The 23,469-nt window shown below is 60.9% G+C and carries 26 protein-coding genes and 1 tRNA gene; 20 read left to right on the top strand and 7 right to left on the bottom strand.

What is annotated here, in order from left to right; all coding sequences use genetic code 11:
- Positions 1–26 precede the first annotated feature (26 nt).
- Positions 27–1,622: a bifunctional 3,4-dihydroxy-2-butanone-4-phosphate synthase/GTP cyclohydrolase II gene (gene ribBA, locus ACGVJ8_RS01995; RefSeq protein ID WP_392345246.1), complete on the top strand. Its 1,596-nt coding sequence runs from the start codon at positions 27–29 to the stop codon at positions 1,620–1,622.
- Here the strand turns inward: ribBA and ACGVJ8_RS01990 are convergent, their stop codons facing one another.
- Positions 1,623–2,066, bottom strand: coding sequence for a peptidylprolyl isomerase (locus tag ACGVJ8_RS01990; RefSeq protein ID WP_392345244.1), 444 nt, complete (start codon positions 2,064–2,066; stop codon positions 1,623–1,625). It lies immediately after the preceding gene.
- 40 nt (positions 2,067–2,106) lie between these two features.
- On the opposite strand from ACGVJ8_RS01990, the gene mtnP reads away from it, so the two are divergent.
- Positions 2,107–3,015 carry an S-methyl-5'-thioadenosine phosphorylase gene (gene mtnP, locus ACGVJ8_RS01985; RefSeq protein ID WP_392345245.1) on the top strand — a complete coding sequence of 303 codons (909 nt, stop codon included), beginning with the start codon at positions 2,107–2,109 and terminating at the stop codon, positions 3,013–3,015.
- Here mtnP and murQ read toward each other — a convergent pair.
- Genes murQ through dnaK form a run of 4 tightly spaced genes read right to left on the bottom strand, consistent with a single transcriptional unit; the run spans position 2,997 to position 7,345 of the window.
- Positions 2,997–3,947, bottom strand: a complete 951-nt coding sequence (murQ, locus tag ACGVJ8_RS01980) for an N-acetylmuramic acid 6-phosphate etherase (protein ID WP_392345243.1) — start codon at positions 3,945–3,947, stop codon at positions 2,997–2,999. The two genes, mtnP and murQ, sit on opposite strands and share 19 nt — an antisense overlap.
- A gap of 3 nt (positions 3,948–3,950) precedes the next feature.
- Positions 3,951–4,394, bottom strand: coding sequence for a DUF3110 domain-containing protein (locus ACGVJ8_RS01975; RefSeq protein ID WP_392345242.1), 444 nt, complete (start codon positions 4,392–4,394; stop codon positions 3,951–3,953).
- A gap of 43 nt (positions 4,395–4,437) precedes the next feature.
- The gene (locus ACGVJ8_RS01970; RefSeq protein ID WP_392345241.1) at positions 4,438–5,370 is read right to left on the bottom strand and encodes a DnaJ domain-containing protein; all 933 of its coding nucleotides are present in this window, start codon (positions 5,368–5,370) and stop codon (positions 4,438–4,440) included.
- Complete coding sequence (gene dnaK / locus ACGVJ8_RS01965; RefSeq protein ID WP_392345240.1) at positions 5,354–7,345, bottom strand: molecular chaperone DnaK; 1,992 nt, start codon at positions 7,343–7,345, stop codon at positions 5,354–5,356. The genes ACGVJ8_RS01970 and dnaK overlap by 17 nt, the downstream gene beginning before the upstream one ends.
- A 123-nt stretch (positions 7,346–7,468) precedes the next feature.
- On the opposite strand from dnaK, the gene pstC reads away from it, so the two are divergent.
- From pstC to pstB, 3 genes are read left to right on the top strand one after another with little or no spacing between them, the layout of a single operon-like run.
- A complete protein-coding gene (pstC, locus tag ACGVJ8_RS01960) occupies positions 7,469–8,416 on the top strand; it encodes a phosphate ABC transporter permease subunit PstC (protein WP_392345239.1) in 948 nt (315 codons plus the stop codon).
- 1 nt (position 8,417) lies between these two features.
- On the top strand, positions 8,418–9,356 hold the full coding sequence (gene pstA / locus ACGVJ8_RS01955) for a phosphate ABC transporter permease PstA (protein WP_392345238.1): 939 nt from the start codon (positions 8,418–8,420) through the stop codon (positions 9,354–9,356).
- Positions 9,356–10,177: a phosphate ABC transporter ATP-binding protein PstB gene (gene pstB, locus ACGVJ8_RS01950; protein WP_392345237.1), complete on the top strand. Its 822-nt coding sequence runs from the start codon at positions 9,356–9,358 to the stop codon at positions 10,175–10,177. The genes pstA and pstB overlap by 1 nt, the downstream gene beginning before the upstream one ends.
- Positions 10,178–10,265: 88 nt before the next feature.
- On the opposite strand, the gene ACGVJ8_RS01945 is transcribed toward pstB, so the two are convergent.
- Positions 10,266–10,352 (bottom strand) — tRNA-Ser (locus ACGVJ8_RS01945).
- A gap of 53 nt (positions 10,353–10,405) precedes the next feature.
- On the opposite strand from ACGVJ8_RS01945, the gene ACGVJ8_RS01940 reads away from it, so the two are divergent.
- The 12 genes from ACGVJ8_RS01940 to ACGVJ8_RS01885 all read left to right on the top strand — a co-directional run bounded on the left by ACGVJ8_RS01940 (position 10,406) and on the right by ACGVJ8_RS01885 (position 21,473).
- Positions 10,406–10,774, top strand: coding sequence for a 2Fe-2S iron-sulfur cluster-binding protein (locus ACGVJ8_RS01940; protein WP_392345236.1), 369 nt, complete (start codon positions 10,406–10,408; stop codon positions 10,772–10,774).
- A gap of 2 nt (positions 10,775–10,776) precedes the next feature.
- A complete protein-coding gene (locus ACGVJ8_RS01935; RefSeq protein ID WP_392345235.1) occupies positions 10,777–11,664 on the top strand; it encodes an inositol monophosphatase family protein in 888 nt (295 codons plus the stop codon).
- Positions 11,665–11,686: 22 nt separating this feature from the next.
- Complete coding sequence (locus ACGVJ8_RS01930) at positions 11,687–12,865, top strand: ATP phosphoribosyltransferase regulatory subunit (protein ID WP_392345234.1); 1,179 nt, start codon at positions 11,687–11,689, stop codon at positions 12,863–12,865.
- A 25-nt stretch (positions 12,866–12,890) separates the two neighbouring features.
- Entirely contained in the window at positions 12,891–13,115 is a 225-nt protein-coding gene (locus tag ACGVJ8_RS01925) for an indolepyruvate ferredoxin oxidoreductase subunit alpha (RefSeq protein ID WP_392345233.1), read from the top strand.
- A gap of 92 nt (positions 13,116–13,207) precedes the next feature.
- Positions 13,208–15,112 carry a molecular chaperone HtpG gene (gene htpG, locus ACGVJ8_RS01920; protein WP_392345232.1) on the top strand — a complete coding sequence of 635 codons (1,905 nt, stop codon included), beginning with the start codon at positions 13,208–13,210 and terminating at the stop codon, positions 15,110–15,112.
- Between the two features lie 80 nt (positions 15,113–15,192).
- A complete protein-coding gene (gene rpmB / locus ACGVJ8_RS01915) occupies positions 15,193–15,429 on the top strand; it encodes a 50S ribosomal protein L28 (protein WP_006850205.1) in 237 nt (78 codons plus the stop codon).
- Between the two features lie 104 nt (positions 15,430–15,533).
- A complete protein-coding gene (locus ACGVJ8_RS01910) occupies positions 15,534–15,827 on the top strand; it encodes a redoxin domain-containing protein (RefSeq protein WP_392345231.1) in 294 nt (97 codons plus the stop codon).
- 229 nt (positions 15,828–16,056) lie between these two features.
- Positions 16,057–17,547, top strand: coding sequence for a glucosylglycerol-phosphate synthase (gene ggpS, locus ACGVJ8_RS01905; protein WP_392345230.1), 1,491 nt, complete (start codon positions 16,057–16,059; stop codon positions 17,545–17,547).
- Positions 17,544–18,809 carry an ABC transporter substrate-binding protein gene (locus ACGVJ8_RS01900; protein ID WP_392345229.1) on the top strand — a complete coding sequence of 422 codons (1,266 nt, stop codon included), beginning with the start codon at positions 17,544–17,546 and terminating at the stop codon, positions 18,807–18,809. The genes ggpS and ACGVJ8_RS01900 overlap by 4 nt, the downstream gene beginning before the upstream one ends.
- Entirely contained in the window at positions 18,806–19,672 is an 867-nt protein-coding gene (locus ACGVJ8_RS01895; protein WP_392345228.1) for a carbohydrate ABC transporter permease, read from the top strand. Before ACGVJ8_RS01900 ends, ACGVJ8_RS01895 begins: the two co-directional genes overlap by 4 nt.
- An 11-nt stretch (positions 19,673–19,683) precedes the next feature.
- Positions 19,684–20,499, top strand: a complete 816-nt coding sequence (locus tag ACGVJ8_RS01890; protein WP_392345227.1) for a carbohydrate ABC transporter permease — start codon at positions 19,684–19,686, stop codon at positions 20,497–20,499.
- Positions 20,496–21,473: an ABC transporter ATP-binding protein gene (locus ACGVJ8_RS01885; protein ID WP_392345226.1), complete on the top strand. Its 978-nt coding sequence runs from the start codon at positions 20,496–20,498 to the stop codon at positions 21,471–21,473. Before ACGVJ8_RS01890 ends, ACGVJ8_RS01885 begins: the two co-directional genes overlap by 4 nt.
- On the opposite strand, the gene csaB is transcribed toward ACGVJ8_RS01885, so the two are convergent.
- Positions 21,445–22,512, bottom strand: coding sequence for a polysaccharide pyruvyl transferase CsaB (gene csaB / locus ACGVJ8_RS01880; RefSeq protein WP_392345225.1), 1,068 nt, complete (start codon positions 22,510–22,512; stop codon positions 21,445–21,447). The two genes, ACGVJ8_RS01885 and csaB, sit on opposite strands and share 29 nt — an antisense overlap.
- A 54-nt stretch (positions 22,513–22,566) precedes the next feature.
- On the opposite strand from csaB, the gene ACGVJ8_RS01875 reads away from it, so the two are divergent.
- The 3 genes from ACGVJ8_RS01875 to psaK all read left to right on the top strand — a co-directional run.
- Positions 22,567–22,860 carry a DUF2499 domain-containing protein gene (locus ACGVJ8_RS01875; protein WP_392345224.1) on the top strand — a complete coding sequence of 98 codons (294 nt, stop codon included), beginning with the start codon at positions 22,567–22,569 and terminating at the stop codon, positions 22,858–22,860.
- Positions 22,857–23,144, top strand: a complete 288-nt coding sequence (locus ACGVJ8_RS01870; RefSeq protein WP_392345223.1) for a DUF3593 domain-containing protein — start codon at positions 22,857–22,859, stop codon at positions 23,142–23,144. The genes ACGVJ8_RS01875 and ACGVJ8_RS01870 overlap by 4 nt, the downstream gene beginning before the upstream one ends.
- A 68-nt stretch (positions 23,145–23,212) precedes the next feature.
- Positions 23,213–23,469, top strand: a 257-nt coding sequence (psaK, locus tag ACGVJ8_RS01865; RefSeq protein ID WP_392345222.1) for a photosystem I reaction center subunit PsaK, incomplete at its 3' end; no start/stop codon positions are given.

Raw genomic sequence — 23,469 nt, 5'->3', positions numbered from 1 at the left:
GTTCCCTTGACCCCGCGAACGAACCCATCGCGTTTGATGCCATCAGTGACGCCCTTGCGGCGATCCGCAATGGGGAGTGCGTTGTCGTGGTGGACGACGAACAACGGGAGAACGAAGGTGATCTGATCTGTGCGGCCCAGTTCGCCACACCGGAAGCGATCAACTTCATGGCCACCGAGGCACGGGGCTTGATCTGCCTCGCCATGGAGGGGCAGCGGCTGGACGAACTGGATCTGCCGCTGATGGTGGACCGCAACACCGATGCCAACGAAACGGCCTTCACCGTGAGCATCGATGCCGGCATTGAGCATGGGGTGACCACCGGCATCTCGGCCGAAGACCGTGCCGCCACGATTCAGGTGGCCCTCAACCCAGCCACGCGGCCAGCGGAACTACGCCGCCCTGGGCACATCTTTCCCCTGCGCGCCCGCCCCGGCGGCGTGCTCAAACGGGCCGGTCACACCGAAGCTGCTGTGGATCTGGCTCAGCTGGCGGGCCTCAGCCCTTCAGGAGTGATCTGTGAAATCCAGAACAGCGATGGCTCCATGGCCCGCTTACCAGAGCTGCGCAGCTACGCCGATCGCTGGGGGCTGAAGCTGATCAGCATTGCTGACCTGATCCGCTACCGGCTGGAGAACGAACGCTTCGTCCGCCGCATGGCCCAGGCCCAGATGCCCAGCCGTTTCGGCAGCTTTCAGGCAGTTGGATACCGCAACGAACTGGATGGCTCCGAACACGTTGCTCTGATCAAAGGTGAGCCCAATGCCCTGAGCGAGCCCGTGCTGGTGCGCATGCATTCGGAATGCCTCACTGGGGATGCCTTCGGCTCACTTCGCTGTGATTGCCGGCCCCAGCTGGAGGCGGCCCTGCGCCAGATCGAGGCGGAAGGCGAGGGTGTGGTCGTCTACCTGCGCCAGGAAGGTCGGGGCATCGGCCTGATCAACAAATTGAAGGCCTACAGCCTCCAGGAAGCAGGGCTTGATACCGTTGAAGCCAATGAGCGGCTTGGCTTCCCTGCTGATCTCCGCAACTACGGCGTTGGCGCGCAGATCCTCTCCGACCTCGGCATCCACCGGCTGCGGCTGCTCACCAACAACCCCCGCAAGATCGCCGGCCTCGGCGGCTATGGCCTGCAGGTGGAGGAGCGGGTGCCGCTGGTGATGGACCCCGGCGCCCACAACGCCGACTACCTCGCGGCCAAGCGGGAGAAGCTCGGGCACCTGTTCGAATCCGAGAGTCCATGCGTGGTGCTGGCCCTGGCGGTGAACGTGGGGCCGGAAAGCTGGCCCACCATCCGCCAGGAAGTGGAAGCCATCGCCCAGCGCCAAGACTTCAGCCTCGAGGCCCTGCATGAACCACGCCTCCTAGCGTTGTGGGATCGACCGCAATTCGTCTGGAAATTGATTCCCGACGGTGCTGATGCAGCCCTCCTGCTCAAGAGCGTGGCGGCCCTGGCGGCGACCGAACGTGTTGGTCTGATGCGCGTTCCCACCGAGCGGATGGCCCTGCACCCGCCCCATACCCTCGAACGGGTGGAGCATCAACTCAAGGAGTTGATCAACTTGGCCAGTGACGGACTGCTGGAAAACGGCCCGTCACTGCTGCACTGGACCCGGAGCTGATCAGCCTTCCTGGATCGTCACTTTGTTGATCTTGGAACCGTTGGCCAGCTTCAGCACCACGTCCATGTTGCCGGTGTGGCCAAACACGGTGTGCACCCCATCGAGGTGGGGCTGGGCCTCATGGCAGATGTAGAACTGTGAGCCACCGGTGTTGCGACCGGCATGGGCCATGGCCAAGGTGCCGGCCTGGTGCCTCTGCTGGTTGATCTCGCAATCGATTTGGTAGCCGGGACCTCCGGTACCAGCCATGCCCCGGGCGCCCTCACGGCTGTTGGGGCATCCCCCCTGGGCCATGAAGCCGGGGATGACGCGGTGAAAGGCCAGACCGTCGTAGAAGCCGTCCTTGGCCAGCTTCACGAAGTTGGTGACGGTGTTCGGGGCATCGACTTCGAACAGCTCGAGCTCGATCAGGCCTGCTTCAGTGTCCATCAAGGCCTTGGTCATGGTGGCGCGAGCAAAATTGGAGTGTAAAGAGACGCTGAGCATGCCCGACCTCTCCCAAGCCCGCGTCGGTGTGATCGGCGGCAGTGGCCTCTATTCGATCCCCGGCTTGCGCCAGGTGGAGGAACGCTCGGTTGATACCCCTTTCGGAGCACCATCTGATCAACTGCGACAGGGAGAGCTCGAGGGGGTCGAGACCGTCTTCCTGGCCCGCCACGGCCGCCACCACCATCTGCTTCCCAGTGAAGTGCCCTATCGGGCCAACATCTGGGCGATGCGTTCGCTGGGGGTGCGCTGGCTGATCTCCCTCTCAGCGGTGGGGTCGCTGCAGGGGCATCTGCAGCCGCGCGACATGGTCGTGCCCGATCAGTTCATCGACCGCACCCGTGATCGGCCGGCCAGTTTCTTCGGCAACGGCTGCGTGGCCCACGTCAGCCTTGCGGACCCCTTCTGCCCCCAGTTGAGTGCCCTGCTGGCCGATGTCGCCGAGCAAGGCTTGCCGGAGGGTCGACAGCTGCACCGCGGTGGCACCTATCTCTGCATGGAGGGCCCCGCCTTCTCCACCCGGGCCGAAAGCAAGCTGTATCGCTCCTGGGGCTGTTCGGTTATCGGCATGACCAATCACACCGAAGCCCGCCTGGCCCGGGAAGCTGAACTGGCCTATGCCTCGTTGAGCATGGTTACCGACTTCGACTGCTGGCACGACGACCACAACGCCGTCTCGGTGGATATGGTGATCGGCAACCTTCAGGCCAATGCCTCAGCCACCGAACCGATCCTCAGTGGATTGATGCAGCGGCTCAAGCAGGAGCCTCCCGCCTCGCCGGCCCATACAGCCCTCGCCGATGCCCTGATCACGCCCAGGGATCAAGTGCCGGCACAGACCCGGTCCAACCTCGATCTGTTCACCACCCCCTATTGGGGACCGTTCAATCAGGCCTCCGCCAGCTGAACGCCGCAGGCGGCCAAGGCAGGCCGTAGCTGTTGGTCATGCTGCTGCAGAAGGGCTGCGGCCCGATCCACCGACAACGAAGCAGCGGCCATCAGCAAGGCGAGTTTCACCGATCCGCCGGCCTCCTCGAGCAGAGTCAGCCCCCGTTCTCGCTCCACGCCTGCCAGATCACGCAATATCCGCAATGAGCGGTCCACCAGCTTGCTGTTGCTGGCGGCCACGTCCACCATGCGATTACCGTAAACCTTGCCCAGCTTCACCATCACGGCGGTGGAGAGGGTGTTCAACGCCAACTTTGTGGCGGTTCCGGCTTTCATCCGAGTGGATCCCGTCAGCAGCTCAGGGCCCGTGATCAAGCGGATGTCGATGTCGCAGGGCAGAGGTGCCTGCTCCGTCGGAACGCAGGCCATGGCGATAGCAAGGGCTCCGAGCCTTTTGGCGAACGCCAACCCACCGCGCACGTAGGGGGTGGTGCCGCCGGCAGCGATGCCCACCAGGCAGTCCTTGGCGCAGAAGCCCCGCTCCTCCAGAGCAGCGCGACCGGCGGCCTCAATGTCCTCAAGCCCTTCGGAGCTGCGCAGCAGCGCGGCGGAACCACCGGCAAGAATCCCCTGTACCTGCTGGGGATCACTGCAGAAGGTGGGCGGGCATTCCGCGGCGTCCAACACTCCCAGCCGCCCGGAGGTGCCAGCACCGAGATAGAAGAGGCGGCCACCGGCACGGAGGCGCTCGGCAACGGCATCAACCGCCTGGGCCAGGGTCGGAGCCACCGCGGCGACCGCTTCCTGGGAGCGACGATCCTCGTCCGCAAACAACTCCACCAGCGCCAGGGTGTCGAGTTGATCCAGGCGTGAACTGCGCTGGTTAGTCTGCTCAGTGAGCAGATGGCCACGGTCGCTGGAGGGCTGCAGATTGGGGTCAAACACGGCCATGGCTCAGAGCAGACCCTCCAGGCGCCGCCGCAGCTCATCCAGTTCAGGATTCGATTCCAGTTCGGTCTCCAGTCCCTGGCGCGTCGGCTCCACGGCCTGCCGCTCTGCCATCGCGTCGTCCGTAACCGCGTCGTCCTTCCAGTTGCTCACATCGCGGTTGCTCTGGGGCGGCGCCATGAACAGACGCTCCTCATCGTTGCTGGGTACAAAGCCCGACTCGATCAGGCGGGCCTCGTAGCCGGCCTCACGGCAGAACAGATCCACATCTTCACGGTCGAGGGCCTCCACCGTGGGAACCGGAAAGTCCTGGGCCTCCAGAAGGCCAGCATAACGCTCGGCATCGTCGGGGTTCTCAAACAATAGAACCACAGTTCGTCCGGCGATTTCAAGCGAGTGGATGCCTTCGCTATCCGTACCGGCATCAAAGAGCAGGACGTGGACGCGCATCGGGAAAACCGTCAGATCAACCGGTCCGGAGTCTCACCCATCGTCAACCACCCTGCTCGGATTCGCTCGCCAGTTCCTGAAGGCGCCGGTAGAGGGCCCGTTCCGCATCACCAAGATCCGACGGAATCACCACAACGATCTCCACCAACTGGTCACCCCGCTCGTCATCCAGCTGCAGCCCGCGCCCCCGCAGCCGCAGCAAACGTCCACTGGATGAGCCTGGAGGAACCTGCAGCGTCACAAGGCCATCCAGGGTCGGCACATCCACAGCGCAGCCGAGGGCCGCATCCGGCGGGAACAGCATCAGCTTGTAGAGCACCCGCAGACCGTCAATCCGCAGCCCGTCGTCGGTCACAACCCGGAGCTGCAGGAAATGATCACGGCCACCGGGGGCAACGCCTTCAAGCCGCAGACGCCATCCATCACCTGCAAAGGGGGGCGTGTTCAGCTGGATCACTGTACCGTCATCGAGCGTCAGTTCTACCACGGTTCCCTGGAGAGCCTGATCCGGGGTGAGATGAACCACCGACTCGAGATCTTCCACGGCACGCACCGGCGGCGGCGGCGGCGGTGCCGACACTGGAGGTTCATGGCCTCTGGTTTCACGGCTGGCGTCATCACCCCGGAAGGGTGAATCGGTTTTCATGTCGGCCTCAGCCCTCGATCGGCCTGATCCGCCGCTGAAGATCACATCGAGGTAGTCCTCAAAATCAGGGAAGCCCTGGGCAAAAGGATCGGCAACATCCACGCTGGAACAATCCCCCCGCTGCCAGGCCTCACGCCGGCGGGGATCACTGAGCACCGCGTAGGCCTCATTGACCAACTTGAAGCGCTCTTCAGCAACGGGATCATTGCTGTTGAGATCGGGATGCCAGCGGCGCGCCTCCCGGCGAAAGGCTCGTTTCAGTTGCTGATCCGTGCAGTCGGAATCGACCCCCAGCAGAGACCAGTAATCAGGCTCAGCGGTAGATGTCATCGTCCCAAGGTGCAGGGTCACGACGGCTCAGAGCACGGCCACGTTCACCCGGACGGCTGGGGGGACCCCAAGGGTCGTCGTCCCAGCCGTCCGCAAACAGCTCATCTTTGAGGGAGCCCAGGGTGTTGCGAATCCCCTGAAGCGGGCTGCCATCGGCCTGACGTTCCGCCGACAGACGACGGTTCAGCCCGAACAACGCCTCCTCGAGGCCACTCACGCAGAGATCAAGCTCCTGAAGGTCGTCGTTGGCGAGGCAGTCCTGCACGTCACGCATGGCCATTTCAACGGCCCGTTGCTGGCGTTCAGCTCCATAGGGCCCAAGCTCGAGCGAGACATCCCGCAACCGCCGTTCCGCCTGAGCGAGCAGGGTCTGAGCCCGGTTACGGCGCTCGATCTGGTTGCGTTTGCGCCTGTCCTCATCAGCCCTGGCTTCCGCTTCCGCCAGCAGAGCGGTCACATCCTCCTCATTGAGATTCGAGCCGCCCTGGATCGACACCGACTGTTTGCGGCCCGTGGTGCGGTCGGTGGCACTGACCTGCAGCAGGCCATTGGCATCGATGTCGAAGGCCACCTGCACCTGGGGGACCCCCCGCGGGGCCGGTGGAATCCCGGAGAGCCGGAAACGACCGAGGGATTTGTTGTCCGTCGCCATCTGGCGCTCCCCTTGCCAGACATGGATTTCCACGGACGACTGATTGGCTTCCGAGGTGCTGAACACATCCGACTGACGCACGGGGATCGGCGTGTTGCGGGGAATCAGGACCTTCATCAATCCACCGATCGTCTCCAGTCCCAGCGACAGGGGGGTGACGTCGTTGAGCAGCAGATCTCTGAGTTCACCGGTGAGGATTCCGGCCTGCACCGCAGCACCGATCGCCACCACCTCGTCAGGGTTCACCGATTGGCAGGGATCGATCGGCACCAAGGTGCGCACCAATTGCTGAACCATCGGCATCCGCGTGGCACCACCCACCAGCACGACGTCATCGATGTCGTCAGCCGACCAACCGGAGTCACGGAGTGCTGCCTGGACTGGACTCAGCAGACGATCCAGCACATCGGGACAGAGGCCTTCGAAGGTGGCGCGGTCCAGGCGGGTTTCGATGTGGAGAGGACCATCGCTGCCGGTGGCGATGAAGGGAAGTGAAATCGGGGCGCTCAGCACACCGGAAAGTTCCTGCTTCGCCTTCTCAGCAGCTTCCGTCAACCGCTGCAGAGCCTGACGATCGCGCCGTAGATCAACCTTGTGCTTTTCTTCGAAGGCATCAGCCAGCCAGTTGACGATGCGTTGATCGAAATCATTGCCGCCGAGTTGGGTGTCGCCGTTCGTCGCCTTGACGTCAAAAACTCCATTGGCGATGCGCAGCAGCGACACGTCAAAGGTGCCTCCACCCAGGTCGAAGACAAGCACGCGTTTGACGGCGCTGCGGTCAAAGCCATAGGCCAGAGCAGCCGCAGTGGGCTCATTGAGAATGCGCTCCACCGAGATGCCGGCCAAGCGTCCGGCGTCGCGGGTGGCTTGGCGCTGCGCGTCATTGAAATAAGCGGGCACGGTCACCACCGCCGCTTCCACCGGTTCACCCAGGTAGGTGGACGCATCGTCAACCAGTTTGCGGATGATGCTGGCCACCAGCTCTTCCGGTGCATACTCCCGCTCGGTCACCGGACAGGGCACCCGGACCTGCCCCTGGTCGTTGGCACGAACCGTGTAGGGAACCGACAGGCTGCTGTTTTCCAGTTCGTCCCAGTCCCGGCCGACGAACCGCTTCAGGTTGGAGAAGGTATTACGGGGGCTGAGCACCAGCTGGCGCCGGGCCAGCTGCCCCACCAGCAGTTCCTGATCCTTGGTGTATCCGACAACAGATGGGGTGGTTCGGCCACCCTCGGCATTGGCGATCACGTGGGGACGACCTGCCTCCAGCACAGCGACAACCGAATTGGTGGTCCCCAGATCGATTCCGACGATCCGCCCCATATCCCTGAAAACTTGATCCCCACGCTAACGGCAGGTTTAAACCGGCTCCAGCCCCCGCTTAAGCCGTTCTTAATGACCTCCAGCGGTTCGGGTCATACGTTGTAAGGGCGCGCCATTGGATGCATGTTCGACGCGGACAGTCGTTACTTGCTCCGAAGCCGTCCACCAGCGGAAAAGTTGGTGGACATCAGTTTCAGAAATCTCGCCATCGCCATGGCCTCCGTCGTGGCGATCATTCTGTTCTCCATCCTTCTGGTCGTTTTCCAGGGGAGCCTGGATTCCATGGCCCGCTACGGCTGGCAATTTCTGGTCACCTCAAACTGGAATCCCGTGGACGATCAGTACGGGGCCGGGGCCGCGATCTACGGCACCTTGATCACATCGCTGCTGGCCTTGTTGATCGCGGTGCCCCTCGGGGTCGGCACAGCCATTTTCATCACCGAAGACATCATCCCTAAGCGGATGCGAGACGTGATCGGCCTGATGGTGGAACTGCTCGCGGCTATTCCATCGGTGGTGCTTGGCCTCTGGGCCATTTTCGTGATGGAACCTTTCATCAGGCCTGGGCTTGAACTGCTCTATCAGCTGTTCAACTGGTTCCCCCTGTTCAGCACCCCACCGATGGGTCCAGGCACCATTCCTGCGGTATTGATCCTGGTGGTGATGATCCTGCCGATCATCACGGCGATCTCCCGTGATTGCCTGAATCAGGTTCCACCGCAACTACGCCAGGCGGCCTATGGGATTGGCACAACACGCTGGGAGGCCATCATCAATGTAATTCTCCCGGCAGCGATTTCCGGCATCATTGGTGGTGTGATGTTGGCGTTGGGCCGGGCCATGGGTGAGACCATGGCGGTGACGATGATCATCGGCAATTCGAACAACTTCAGTGTGTCCCTGCTGGCACCCGGCAACACCATCGCGGCGATGTTGGCCAATCAATTTGGTGAGGCGGACGGCTCCCAAGTGTCATCACTGATGTATGCAGCGTTCGTGTTGATTGTTCTCACCTTGTGCGTGAATATTTTTGCTCAGTGGATCGTGAAGCGTTTGAGCCTGAAGTACTGACATGACGCAGACGCTCACCCAAAACAAAGTTGAGGCAGCATCTGACCTCAGCTACAAGCCCTTTCAACGCAGAAACATCAGCAGCAGGGCCTTCTCGTTCCTGGCGGCCCTGTTTGCCGTCATCGCTGTTCTGCCCTTGATCCTAGTGCTGGGTTATGTGCTCGTGCAGGGGGGCAGCAAGATCAGCCTTGGCTTGCTGACGCAACTTCCACCGCCACCAGGCTTCGAAGACGGCGGGATCGCTAATGCGATCGTCGGAACGCTGGTGGTGACGGCCATCGCCGCACTGATCGCCGTTCCGGTGGGCGTTGGCGGCGGCGTGTTTCTGGCTGAATACTCCCGTTCGGGATGGTTCGCTCAGTTCATCCGATTCGGCACCAATGTGCTGGCCGGAGTGCCATCGATCATCGCCGGTGTGTTCATCTATGGAACCATCGTCACCAGCCGAATTCTGTTCGGGAACGCCTACAGCGCCGTGGCCGGTGGCATGGCACTGGCTGTGCTGATGATTCCCACAATGATCAAAACGACCGATGAAGGGTTAAAGCTGGTACCCGACGATCTTCGACGTGGTGCCCTCGGAGTGGGGGCGTCCCGGTTCGTCACCGTTGTTCGAATCACGCTCCCTACCGCATTAACTCCGATCGCAACAGGAGTTGTTCTTGGCATCGCCAGGGCAGCAGGGGAAACAGCACCTTTGATCTTCACAGCACTGTTCTCACCGTTCTGGTCGGATCTGCTCACACCGGAAGGGATCTTCGCTCCAATCGCAACCCTTTCGGTGATGATCTACAACTTCGCGATCATGCCCTACGAATTTCACAATGAGTTGGCGTGGGCCGCATCGTTTGTACTCGTGGTGATGATTCTGGCTCTGAACCTCCTCTCCCGCTGGCTGGCGCAATTTGCTGCCAAACAAACCACTTCCTACGTAAAATAATGACGACTTTTCAACAGCCTCAAGTCACCGAGTTTCACAACACAGATGTCGCTCTTTCCCTGCAGAACGTCACGATCAGCTACGGTAATTTTGAAGCCGTCAAAAATGTCTATTGCGAGATTCCCCGCGGCAAGGTGACAGCCTTCATTGGCCCATCCGGCTGTGGCAAGTCCACGGTGCTTCGTTCATTGAATCGAATGAACGATCTAATCGAAGGCTGCTCACTTAAGGGGAGCATCCTGTTTGGGGGTATTGACCTCTACAAGCCCAGGATTGATCCCGTGGAAGTGCGCCGCCGGATTGGGATGGTGTTCCAACAACCCAATCCATTCCCACAGAGCATCTACGAAAACATCGCCTTCGGTGCTCGCATCAACGGCTACACGGGAGACATGGATGAGCTTGTTGAACGCTCCCTTCGCCAGGCTGCAGTTTGGGATGAGTGCAAAGATAAGCTGAATGAGAGCGGTTATTCGCTGTCCGGCGGACAACAACAGCGCCTTTGCATCGCCCGCACGATCGCGATCCAGCCGGAAGTGATCCTCATGGATGAGCCCTGTTCAGCCCTCGACCCCATCTCCACCTTGAAGATCGAGGAGACGATGCATGAGCTCAAGAAGAGCTTCACCATCGTGATCGTGACCCACAACATGCAGCAGGCCGTTCGCGTCAGTGACATGACCGCCTTCTACAACGCAGAGGCCGTTGAAGGCGGAACAGGAAAGGTGGGTTACCTCGTGGAATTCAACGACACCGACAAGATCTTCAACGCCCCCCAACAGCAGGCCACCCAGGACTACGTTTCCGGTCGCTTCGGCTGATCTTCTGTCATCAGACCCGGCCAAGACCGTGGTTGTTGTTCAGGCCTCAGATGGGCAAAAAAAATCCGGTCCTGAAGGACCGGAGAAGCGGAGAGCGAGGGATTCGAACCCTCGATAGAGTTGCCCCTATACAGCATTTCCAGTGCTGCGCCTTCGACCACTCGGCCAGCTCTCCACCGGCTAAATGGGGCAGGTGAGAATGTAGCAGGGCACTGCCGGCAGACCTTCATGCGTCCCAGCCACAGGATCACGATTCACTGGCGCCAGGAGGGTCGCACCATCACCCACGACGTCCCAGAAGGGGACTACATCCTGCACAGCTTCGAAGAACAGGGCGACCCACTTCCTTTCTCCTGCAGGAACGGATGCTGCACTGAGTGCGCCGTTCGCGTGCAGAGCGGTACCCTCGACCAGCGTGAAGCCATGGGTCTGTCGCGGGAGCTGCGGGCCAAGGGCTATGGCCTTCTTTGTGTGGCCCGCGCCGTCGGCCCCCTGGAAGCTGAAACCCAGGATGAGGATGAGGTGTACGAGCTCCAGTTCGGACGCCACTTCGGCAAAGGGCGCGTCACCGCTCGAATTCCCCTCGAGGAGGAGTGAGCATGCAGGAATCGATCTGCAGTCGGGCCGCCCGCGAGGGCGGTCTTACCTCAAGCGACCTGGAGCGTCTTGTCGCTGTGGCCCGCTCAACGGCCGATGCCGGTGGCCAGGAACTGATGCGCCATTACGGCTGCCTGTCGTCCATCGAAAGCAAAGGGCGCATCGGCGACCTGGTCACCAATGCCGACGTTGCAGCCGAACGCATCGTCTTGAAGCTGCTGGCGAAGCAGACCCCTGAAATTGCTGTGCTGGCAGAGGAAAGCGGGGCAGCCGGTCAGCAGGACGGACTGAGATGGTGTGTTGACCCTCTCGATGGGACAACGAACTTCGCCCACGGCTATCCCTTCTTTGCTACCTCGATCGGGCTCACCCTGGGCCAGCAACCAATTCTCGGGGCCATCGCTGTGCCCTTTCTCAAGGAGATGTACTGGGGGGCACCGGGGATCGGATCGTTCTGCAACGACAGCCCCTTGCAGGTGAGCGACTGCGAACGGCTCGAAGACTCCCTGCTCGTGACCGGTTTCGCTTACGACCGGCACACCCGACTCGACAACAACTACGCCGAGTTCTGCTGGTTCACCCATCGCACCCACGGCGTGCGCCGGGGCGGTGCTGCAGCGGTGGACCTGGCCTCTGGGGCCGCTGGCCGCCAGGACGGCTACTGGGAGAGGGGCCTCTCTCCCTGGGATCTGGCGGCTGGAGTGGCGTTGGTGGATCTGGCCGGTGGAACCGTCACCGGGTATGGCAATCGACCCTTCGACCTCTCCAGAGGCCGGGTCGTTGCCGCTGGCGCCAGTCTGCATGCGGCGATCACCGATGGGTTGTCTCAGGTGAAACCACTGCCGGGAGCCGCCTTCGGTGCGCCCGAGGTCACGGCCATGGGATCCTGAGGCGTGGCCGAGAGGACGTGAGATGGCGCTGCAACCTGCAGCTGGCGCAAAGGATCTGAATCCACGCCAGGTGGAGACCAACCGACAGCTAACGGAACGTCTTGCGTCGGTCTACCGCCTCTGGGGCTACGACGAGGTGTCGCCACCCCGGGTGGAACGCCTGGCCACCCTGATGGCCGGCGGTGCCATCGATAGTGCAGACATTGTTCGTCTGGTGGCCGATGATCCCCTCGGGCTGCGACCGGAGATGACGGCCTCCATCGCCAGAGCCGCCTGCACCCGATTTGCAGATCGCCAGAGACCGCTGCGGCTCTGGGCCTTCGGCACGGTGTTCCGCACCCGTTCCGCCGATGAGGGGGGGCAGTGCATTGAAGAAAACCTGCAGAGCGGCGTTGAACTGTTCGGTGTCAGCGGCAGCGAAGCGGAGATGGAGCTGCTCAGCCTATTGATGGCCTCTGTTCAGACCCTGGGGCTGAAGGCCAGCCAGAAACCAAGACTGTTGCTGGGACACACCGCCCTAATGGATCTGGTGCTTCGTCCGTTTAGTGGTGCGTTGCGTGATCAGATCCGCACGGCACTGATCGATTTCGACCGTTTGGCCATCGAGAGCTTCGATCTGGCTGACGGTGAGAAGACCAGGCTTCTCTCCCTGATGGACTGCCGCGGCACCCCCGACCAGGTGCTGGCGCAGCTCACCAGCCTCTGCGGGGAGCAGCCGGTCTTCGACGAGCTGCGTCGCCTCTGCGCCCATCTGGCCTCGGCGGCTCAGGCTCAGGCGGTGACGATCCAGCTGGACCCAACCTTCCAACCCCATTTCGAGCTCTACACCGGCCTGGTGTTCCAGCTGGTCTGTGATGGCCGCAGTTCACCGGTGGTGATTGCCCGCGGCGGTCGTTACGACGATCTGGTGCGCCGATGCGGCGCGACGGATAAGCGGGCTTTTGGCGCCGGGTTCAGTCTGGCGATCGACCCGATCCGCGAACTGATTTCGGACCTGGATACTGCCGAGCAACAGCAGTCCGATGTTCTCGTTGCCTTTTCAAAGGCCTCGAATCTTGAATCCGCCATGGAACGTCAGCGCAGCTGGCATGAGCAGGGTCGAACAGCAGTGATAGCCCTAGAACCATTGGCGTCTAAGAAGGAAGCTGAACAGCAGGCGAAGGCCCAGGGTGGTCTGCAGCTGGATTGGGTCGATCCTTAGGATCCCGCTGTGCAGCAGGATCTCTATGGCTCATTCCATCGTCACTGACGTTTGCGAGGGCGTCGCTGACTGCGTTGATGCATGCCCCGTGGTCTGCATCGACCAAGGAAAAGGAAAGAACAAAAAGGGAACCGACTTCTACTGGATCAATTTCGACACCTGCATCGATTGCGGCATCTGCCTGCAGGTGTGTCCCGTTGAGGGGGCCATCGTTGCCGAGGAGCGTCCAGACCTTCAGAAGACGCCCTGATGAGCTGGAACGAGGTACGGAGAACCCCCCTGAAACAGCCGTTGAGCCGGGGTGAAACCTGTCTCTAGTGTCTGGTTTTTCACAGCAAAGGAATGGCGGTGCTGGAGGAACAGGGTCAGATTCAGATCCACACCGAAAATATTTTCCCAATCATCAAGAAGGCCGTCTATTCAGGCCACGAGGTGTTTTTGCGGGAGCTGGTCAGTAATGGTGTGGACGCCATCAGCAAGCGCCGGATGGCTGCCATGGCTGGCGATTGCAGCGAAGGGGATGACGGAGCCATCCGGATCACGGTGGATCGTGAGGCCAAGACGGTCACCATCAGCGACAACGGCATCGGCATGACCGCCGATGAGGTGAAGCGCTACATCAATCAGGTGGCTTTCTCCAGTGCAGAGGATTTCCTGGAGAAGTACAAACAGGAAAACGACGCCATCATTGGCCACTTCGGCCTGGGCTTCTACTCCAGCTTCATGGTGGCCGAGCGGGTCGAGCTGCTGACCCGTTCAGCCCGGCCCGAAACTGAAGCTGTGCGCTGGAGCTGTGATGGTTCCCCGAACTTCAACCTCACGGCCGCCGAGAAAGAGCAGCCCGGCACGGACGTGATCCTTCATCTGATGGAGGACGAGCTCGAATATCTCGAACCGGCTCGGATCCGCACCCTTATCAACACTTACTGCGACTTCATGGCAGTACCGGTGCAGCTGGAAGGGGAAACCATCAACAAGATGGATACCCCCTGGCGCAAAAGCGCCAGAGATCTGAGTGATCAGGATTACATCGATCTCTACCACTACCTGTATCCCTTCCAGGGCGACCCCCTGCTCTGGGTTCACCTCAACACCGACTATCCCTACAACCTCCAGGGCATTCTTTTCTTCCCCAAGCAGACCGGTCGTACCGACTGGGAGAAGGGGGAAATCAAGCTGTACTGCAACCAGGTGTTCGTCAGCGATTCGATCAAGGAAGTAGTTCCGCGCTATCTGTTGCCCCTGCGGGGGGTGATCGATTCAGCCGACATCCCTCTGAATGTGAGCCGCAGTGCCCTGCAGACCGACCGACGCGTCCGCTCGATCGGCAACTTCGTCGCCAAGAAAGTGTCCGACCGGCTGAGGAACTTGAAAAAGGAGGATCCCAAGGGCTACGCCGAGGCCTGGGATGCTCTGGCACCTTTCGTGAAGATCGGCGCCATGGAAGACGAGAAGTTCGCCGAGCAGGTGTCTGAATTGATCCTGTTCGCCACCACCGCTGCGGCGGGGGAAGGGGACGACGCTGACCCAATCGCCTGCGATGGCAGTGCCTTGACCACCCTGGAGGGATACCGCAACCGACTGGCCGCGGATCAGAACAAGCGCGTGCTCTACAGCACTGATGACGTTGTTCAGGCTGGAGCGCTCAATCTCTGGACCTCCCAGGGCGCAGAGGTACTGAAGCTGGAGACGGTGATCGACACCCAGTTCATCCCCTGGCTGGAACGTCGCCACGAGAAACTCACCTTCCAGCGCGTCGACTCGGAACTGGACGAGAGCCTCAAGGACAACGACGCTGAACTCACCGATCAGGACGGCACCACGGAGTCAGACCGACTGCGGGATCTGATCAAAGAGGCCCTGGCCAACGACAAGGTGACCGTTCAGGTGCAGGCACTGAAAGCCGAGGGGGCACCGCCGGCAATGATTCTTTTGCCGGAACAGATGCGTCGGCTGAACGACATGGGCGCCTTGATGGAACAACGCCTGCCGGGCCTTCCGGAGCATCACGTTCTGCTGGTGAACCGGCGGCATCCACTCGTGGAGGGGATGTTGAAGTTGCGTGCCGGGGGCGTGCTGGTGGGAACAGCGGAAACGTCTCCAACCGCAACCCTGGCCGAGGATGTGGCCCGTCATCTGTATGACATGGCGCGGCTGGGCGTCGGAGGGCTTAAGCCCAATGAGCTGACCGGATTCCAGACCCGGAGTGCTGAGTTGATGGGTGCCTTGATGCAAAGAGGACTTTGAGCTGAAGATCTTTTGCTAAATTGATTGTTTGGAACTGGTTTCTTCAGCTCCAAACAACCTCTCAGTAGAAGGACATCGTCATGTCACGGGTATGTCAGCTCACCGGTACTCGCGCCAACAACGGCATGGCCGTGAGCCATTCCCACATCCGCACCAAGAAGCTGCAGCAGGCCAACCTGCAGCAGCGACGCCTCTGGTGGGCGGAAGGCAACCGCTGGGTGAAGCTGCGTGTCACCACCCGTGCCCTGAAAACCATCCAGAAGAAAGGCCTGGGCGCCTATGCCAAGTCTTTGGGCATTAACCTGGCCAAAATCTGAGATCTTGAACGGGTGAATCGGCGGAAATACTAGTCAAGTCCGGCATTTTCTTTGCAGCTCTGACGCTTTCACCCTCGCGGGCTTCGGCCCTCGGGGGTGTTGTTTTGGAAACAGGCGCGACCGTTTCCGATTTTGATCTGCCCGGATCCAGCCAGTCCGAACCCGATCGGAAGCAAGCGAGCAACCGTGATCTACGCGGCCGCTCGCTTACGGCTCATTCTACCCAAGGGTTCACCGGCGGATGCACAATCGAAGCCAGGGGCTTCGAAAGCCTCCACAACGGCTTCCTTCAGGCTGGAGTCGAGGTGAGCGGCATCAGCGCCGACAGCGTTGACGACCACAAATCCTTCTGTGAAAGCGAGGGGTTGAGCTTCCCTCTGCTGTCGGATCCCGACTGAACTATGAGCAAGGCCTACGGGTCCTGGATGGCTCCATACTCGCTACGCTCACCTTCCTGATCAATCCCGACCCCGACGGGGTCTTGCGTGAGCGTTGGGTGGCAGTTCGACCCAGCGGTCTACGTCAGGGAGGTGCTGGATTCGTTGATGTCTTTTCAGAACAAAGCCACCGTTTGACAAAAAAGGGCTTTTGCTGAATGGTGGACCGAACGAAGCGACGTTCGAATAAATGGGTACGGGTCAAAGTTCGTTCGTAATCCTCTACCACCGCACGCCGTTCGACGAATCAAAAGACAAGAACGGAAAAAGAATGTGGGTCGATCAAAAAAGCCCTAACGGGATTATTCCGACGCTTCGTAATCTCTTTCGAAGCTGCAAAAAGGGCACTTGGATTGCCTGGAGACGTGTTAACGATCAGTCGAATGAGGGCACAGAACGGTTTGATATGGACAACCCCTCGCCGTTCACTCTGTGCCGAATCCCCTTAGAAGATGAACAGATCTCCAGTTTTTATCACATCACATCCAAAGAATGCTTTTGGCCAATTCTACATACATTTCCCACTTATTTCAATGTCAACAACGCAAACTGGAAGATTTTTGAAGAGGTCAACAAACGTTTCGCCATGGCGGCCTGTGCGGAAGCCGCTGAAGGCGCAACGGTGTGGGTGCATGACTACAACCTTTGGTTGGCTCCGGGATACATCCGAACCGAACGTCCAGACCTGAAGATTGCCTTTTTCCATCACACTCCTTTCCCAGGGAATGATGTTTTCGCCATCCTTCCCTGGCGTGAGCAGATTCTTGAAAGCTTGCTCTGTTGTGATGTCGTCGGCTTTCATATTCCCCGCTACACAGAAAACTTTGCCCGTGCCGCCACCACCTTGGTGGGCGCCAAACGTGGATCCAAAGTCCCGGTGGATAAGAAATTCATTGAGGTCGGCACCGCCCTGTCGGAAGGCACGGTCACCAGTCACCTCGAGCACAACGGCCGCACCATTCAGCTACTCAGCTCTCCGGTGGGCACCTCACCGGATCTGATTCAGGAGTTGTGCTGGAGCCCTTCGGTTGAAAGCCATGGCGAATTGATCGTTCAAGACACCAAAAAAGGCCGAAAACTGATCCTCTCCGCTAGTCGTGTGGATTACACCAAGGGGAACGAAGAGTTGCTGCTGGCTTTTGAACGTCTGTTGGAACGACGCAAGGATCTGCACGGGCAGGTGGTGCTGATGCTGGCCTGTGTAGCCGCTGCCAGTGGAATGAAGATCTACGAAGACACCCAACGCTCAATCGAGGAAATGGCCGGGCGAATCAATGGCCGCTTCAGCCAGATCGATTGGGTCCCCATCCGCTTTTCTACCCGCCGGATTCCCTACGACGAAATGATCGCCTGGTTCTGCCATGCCGATGTCTGCTGGATCACACCGCTGCGGGATGGACTGAATCTGGTGGCTAAGGAATACGCCGCCGCTCGACGCAACCGTGGTGGGGTTCTTGTGCTCTCGGAATTCACCGGGGCCTCAGTTGTGCTCGATGGCGCCGTGCTCACCAATCCGTATTCGAATCGCCGCATGGATGAGGCTATCGAATCGGCACTGAAAATGGATGAAGACGAACAGCGCGACCGAATGAGCCGCATGATCGATGCCGTGGAGAGCTACACGGTTAGCGACTGGGCGGAGGAACAGATGTCTGGCCTGTCGCCCTCGACCCCGCAATGAAACTGCGCCGCTGGCTCGTAGGCGGCACCTTGGCGCTGGTGATGGCCCTGGGAGTTCTGGTTGGATCAGCCTCCTTTCGAGCGGAGCAGGTGAGCATCCTCATGCCCTCGTCCTTCACCGATGCCAGTGCTGATCTGGTGAAGGCTTTCAACCGCGAGCATCGAGGCCGGATTCATCTCAAGTTGATTCGAGGTCCGTTGAACACGGAATCGATTTCAGACCTGGCGATCAGCAGTCTTCTCCTCGGGGATGCGCCGTTCGACGCGCTGTTGATGGATGTCACCTGGTTGCCGAAATATGCCGCCGCCGGCTGGCTGGAACCGCTGGATCCCTGGTTTGATGAGGACGACCAGGAGCAGCTGGTGCAAGGGGCACGGCTGGGCAATGACTACGACGGTCATCTCTACCGCTGGCCCTTGGTGGCCGATGTGGGACTGCTCTACTGGCGCACGGATCTGATGAATCAGCCACCGACAACGCCCGAGGCGTTGGTGGACGTTGCTGGACGCCTCGTTGAAAGCCAAGCCGTTGCCAACGGTTTTGTCTGGCAGGGGCGTCAGTACGAAGGCCTGAGCTGCGACTTTCTTGAAGTGCTGCAGGGCTTCGGCGGTGACTGGATGGACACTACCAACAACACCATGAAGCTCGATTCGCCTGCGGCGACGGCCGCCGCAGCCTGGTTGAACGATCTGATCGGCGAAGGCGTCAGCCCTTATGCCGTGACCAATTACGCCGAGGCGGAGTCGCTTCAGGCCTTCAAAGCCGGGGATGCTGCTCTGATGCGCAACTGGCCCTACGCCTGGGCTGAACTGCAGAAGGACGACAGCAAGGTCAGAGGCAACGTCGGTATCAGCCTAATGGTGGCGCAACCGGGTGAACGTCCCGGAGCCACCCTCGGCAGCTGGGGGCTGAGCCTGATGCGGCAATCGCAGCACCAGGAGGCAGCGGTAGAAGCAATTCGCTATCTCACCAGCGAAGCCGCCCAGCGGGAGCGCTTTCTCAACAACGGTTATACCCCCATCCAAGCGGATCTGTTCAACGACCCGGAGATGCTGAAGGCCTGGCCCGTGCTGCCGGATCTGTTGGCGGCCTTGAACCATGCGGTGGTTCGTCCGCCAACCCCGCTGTATGCCCAGCTGAGCGATGTGGTGCAGAGGGAACTCAACGGCTTGTTCACCGCTGCCGGGTCCGCCGATGAGGCCATGGCCACCAGTCAGCAGCGGAGCCAGACCCTGCTGCTTGCTGCGGGAGCCATGCCATGACCATGCTCGTGGCTGCTCCTGCGCTGCTGTGGATCGCGGTGGTCTTCGGCTGGCCGATGCTTCGCTACGCCTGGCTGAGCTTCCACGCTGATTCCGTTCTCACCGGCCTTGAACCGGTGGCCAACGGCGGGGCCAACTGGTGGCGACTGGCGACTGATCAGCGCTTCTGGCTGGATGCCGGACAAACCGCGCGTTTCGCCCTGATCTCCGTGGGTTTGGAGTTGCTGTTGGCCCTGGCCATTGCGCTGCTGCTCCACCAGCGCTGGCGCGGCAGAGGCGCCGTTCGCGCACTGACCCTGCTGCCCTGGGCCCTGCCCACAACGATGATGGCCCTGGGCTGGCGCTGGATCTTCAACACCCCCTATGGCCCGATCGAGGTGCTGGCGCGAAGCCTTGGCCTCAACTCCCTGGATCTGTTGTCAACCCCATCGATTACCTGGCTGGTGATCGTGTTTGCCGATGTCTGGAAAACAACGCCCTTCATCACGCTGATTCTTCTGGCGGGGCTCCAGAGCATTCCCGACGACCTCTACAGCGCCTTTCGGCTGGAAGGGGGAACGCCACTTCAGGCGCTTCGCAGGGTCACCTTGCCGCTGCTGCTTCCCTACATCCTGCTGAGCCTTCTGTTCCGCTTGGCCCAGGCCTTCGGGGTGTTCGATCTGGTGCAGGTGCTCACTGGTGGTGGTCCCGCCGGCAGCACCGAAAGCATCGCCCTCTATGCCTACCTCAACAGCATGCGCTTCCTTGATTTCGGCTACAGCGCCACGGTGATCCTCGCGGGATTTCTGCTGCTCACTGCGCTGATCCTGGCTGGCACGTTGCTACTGAGGAGCTTCGGTCTGCTGAGGCCCCTGGACCGATGATGCATGGACAGATGACACGACGTTCCCTCTGGATCGCACTGCTGCTGGTCTGGTCCCTTGGTCCGATGCTGTGGCAGCTGGTGAGCTCCTTCACCAGCGCCGATGCCCTGGTCAATGACCAACTGAGCTTGTTGAGCCGTTGGACGCTCAACAACTACCGGGATCTGCTCAGCACCGATCCACCGTTCTGGTGTTACCTGTTCAACAGCAGCTTGGTGGCCTCCCTCACCACACTGCTCACCTTGACGCTCGCCATCCCAGCCGCCTACGGCATGGCCAAACTCCCGGATCGGTGGAAGGGAAGCCTCCGGGCCGCGGTGGTGGGAGCCGCCCTGTTTCCTTATGTACTTGTGTTCCTGGCACTGCTCGAACTGGCCCGCACCTTTGCGCTGGGCAACAACCTGATCGCCATCGCCATTCCCTACAGCGCTCTGTCAATGCCTCTAGCCCTGCTGCTGCTCACGGCAGCGTTTGAAGCCCTGCCTAACGATCTCGAGAACGCAGCAAAGCTGGAGGGGCTGTCGCTATGGCAACGGCTGCGCTGGGTGCTGCTCCCCTTAATTGCTCCGGCCTCCGCCAGCACGGCAATCCTGGTGTTCCTGTTCGCCTGGAATGAATACCCCGTGGCCCTCACCTGGCTGAGCCGCAGCGATCTGCTCACATTGCCGGTGGCGATGGCCCGAATTGCGGGATCATCCACCTACTCGGTCCCCTACGGCACCTACGCAGCAGCCACCGTGCTCGGTGCCATTCCTCTTCTGGTGCTGATGCTGGTGTTCCAGCGCCAGATCGTCAGTGGACTCACCAACGGAGCCATCAAGGGATGACACTGGAACTTCGGGCTATTAACAAACGCTTCGGCGAGCATCAGGTTCTCAACCAGCTCGACCTCGATGTGGCCAACGGCGAATGCGTTACTCTGCTGGGGGCAAGCGGCTGTGGGAAAAGCACGGCCTTGCGCCTGATCGCCGGGCTCGATCACCCCGATCAAGGTTCGATTTGCATCAATGGTGCGGAGATGGTTGACGTGCCCGCTGAACGTCGCCGGGTGGGGATGGTGTTTCAAAGCTATGCCCTGTTCCCTCATCTGAATGTGTGGGAGAACCTCGAACTGGGGCTGCGCATCCGGGGCGGCACAGCCGGCACCCGCGATGAACGGATCCGCAGCATCCTGGAGGTGTTGCAGCTCAGCGGGCAGGCCCGGCAACGGCCCTCACAACTATCCGGCGGACAGCGTCAGCGGGTCGCCCTGGCCCGAGCCCTGTTGCGGGATCCCCTCGTGTACCTGCTCGATGAGCCGATGAGCAATCTGGATGCCCAGTTGCGCGAGGACTTGCGACCTCAATTGCGCCGCCTGATGATTGGTGGTGAACAGCCTGTGGTTTACGTCACCCATGACCAGCAGGAGGCGATGGCGCTCGCCGATCGCATCGCTGTGATGCGCGAGGGAAGCATTGAACAGATCGGAACGCCCCGCGAGCTGTACCTGCAACCAGCCAGCACTTATGTCGCCCAGTTCATCGGCCGCCCGCAGATGAATCTGCTGCCAGCCAAGGACGGGGTAATCACCGGCATCCGACCGGACGATCTGCGACTGGATCCGGTGGGCTCGCCCTGCACGATCCTCAGCCGTGAATGGTTCGGAGCCAACCAGATGTTGCTGGTGCGCTGCGATCGAGGCGACCTGCGGCTGGTTTGCTCCGGAGAAACAGCGATTGAGGCGGAACCACGCATCAGTTTGCCCAGCGCTTGCGAGCACCGCTTCAATGCCGTCAGCGGCCGTCGGCTGCCATCCGATTGAGAAGCTTGCTGTGCGCTGACGCCTGGCGTCGCAAGGCGTCGGTCTGATCAGGATCCGCTGGACGATCCACTTCGGCCCTCCAAAGGGTCAGCAGATCATCCACAGAGGGAAGCGACCGCAATGGGATGCAAGGCACTGCGGCCATGGCCGCGGCGGCATCCACCTTCGGGTCGTAGCTGAGGGCAGCCATGGGGCTGTTGGCCAATCGGGCCAGGATCAGGGCATGCAAGCGCATCGGCAGCACCAGGCGCGCCCGCTGCACCAGGTCGGACACCGCTTCCAGGGACTGGGGCACCAGGGTTGAGCTGCGCGCCTTCAATCGCGCCGGCAGCAAACCTTGATCACTCAGGTGCTGCAGCAGGGGTGCGTCTTGATGGTGATGGAACGCCAGCCAGATCACCGGCGCCTCCAAGTCGGCACTCAGCCCATCCAGAGCTTCTGTCAAGCGACGCCAGCCCGCGTGATCCAGCAGAGGTGTCGGACGCCAGCTGAGCACGATGGCGTCGCCACCGAGCCAAGGGCGCGCCGGCATCTGCCAGACTGGATCGGCGGCCAGCACCATCGGCAGCTTGGGGGCCCAGCACTGAGCCCAATCAAAGGAGCGCTGATCCCTCCAACTCGCTGTCTTGCAGAACGGCAAAACCGCACGAACCAACATCCGACTGATCCGACGCTGCAATGGACCCAGGCCCTGCCCCCAGAGAACCAGCTCGGCGCCACCCAGTCGGGCAACCGCCATCAGCATCAGGTAATAAACAAGGCTGCTGAAGCTGGTGCTGTCCTGCAGCAGGCTGCCGCCACCAAGCACCAGAACATCCGCCCTCAGGGCCGCACGAAGACAGAGCAGCAGGGAACGGCGCTTCACCGTCTGCGCCGACGGAGCCAGGGCCAGAACGGGGGCCGGATCGCGGGCTGTGATCAACAGCTGCTGCGACGGGGGAAGTGACGCCACCAGCACCTGAAGTAGTGCATCGTCACCGAGGTTCTGCTCTCCGTAGTAGCCGCAAAGCAGCAACACAGGTGCAGCGGGGCGGACCACGGGCAGCAGCCTGTTCACTCCAGGCATTATCAACCGATTCCTAGGATTCAAGGCATGCACGCGTTGTCGCTCGGAACCTGGTGGATCCACATCACCTCCGTGGTGGAGTGGTGCGTGGCAATCGTGTTGATGTATCGGCGCGGGTTACCGGGCATGGCCTGGGCCATGCTTCCGGCCCTCGTCAGTGCGATGGCCGCCTGTACCTGGCATCTGTTTGACAACAGCGAGGCGTTGCGGGGCCTGGTGACCCTTCAGGCCCTGTTCACCGTGATTGGCAACTGCACCCTGGCCTTGGCGGCGTGGCACCTCCAGCGACGGCGAGTGGTAGACGGAGTCAGTGCTCCATGAGCTTTGATCCCGCACCGTTATTCGCGGCTTCGCTGATCCCCTATCTGCTGTTTCTGTACTGGCTCCGAAAAGGTGAAGCGCTTCCGCTGATGGCGGAACGGGGCTTCCAGCTCACCCTGCTGTTTGTGGCCGTCACGATTGGTGCCGCCATTGCCGCCCTGCGCTGCTGTTCAGCAGAACTCGTGGAGATTGACTGGTTGCACGGTGGAGCAGAAGCCTTTCTCACCCTCAGCAACACGGTTTTGGTGGTCGGACTGTTGTTACCAACTCCCAAAAAAGGGTGAACAACTCTTAAGAGAGGCAGGTAAGGCGTCGCCATCGCCGGAAGATGAGGTGCCGCTCATTGGCTCGAATGCTGACCCACCTCTTCGCGATCGCTCCTGCTTCCGTGTCCTGGTCTCCCAAGGTCGCCTTGGTGATGATCTTTTGCAATGTGGTTGCCATCATGGTCGGCAAGGCCACGATCAAGCACCCCAACGTTGGTGCTGCACTCCCCAACGCTTCCTTCTTCGGCGGCATGGGCCACGCAGCCCTGCTCGGCACCACCAGCCTGGGCCATATCATCGGCATCGGCGCCATCCAGGGTCTGGCCGCTCGCGGCGTGGGCGG

This window comes from Parasynechococcus sp. (genome assembly GCF_042954245.1).
Lineage (GTDB): Bacteria > Cyanobacteriota > Cyanobacteriia > PCC-6307 > Cyanobiaceae > Parasynechococcus.
This window is presented reverse-complemented; position numbering and strand designations above follow the sequence as displayed.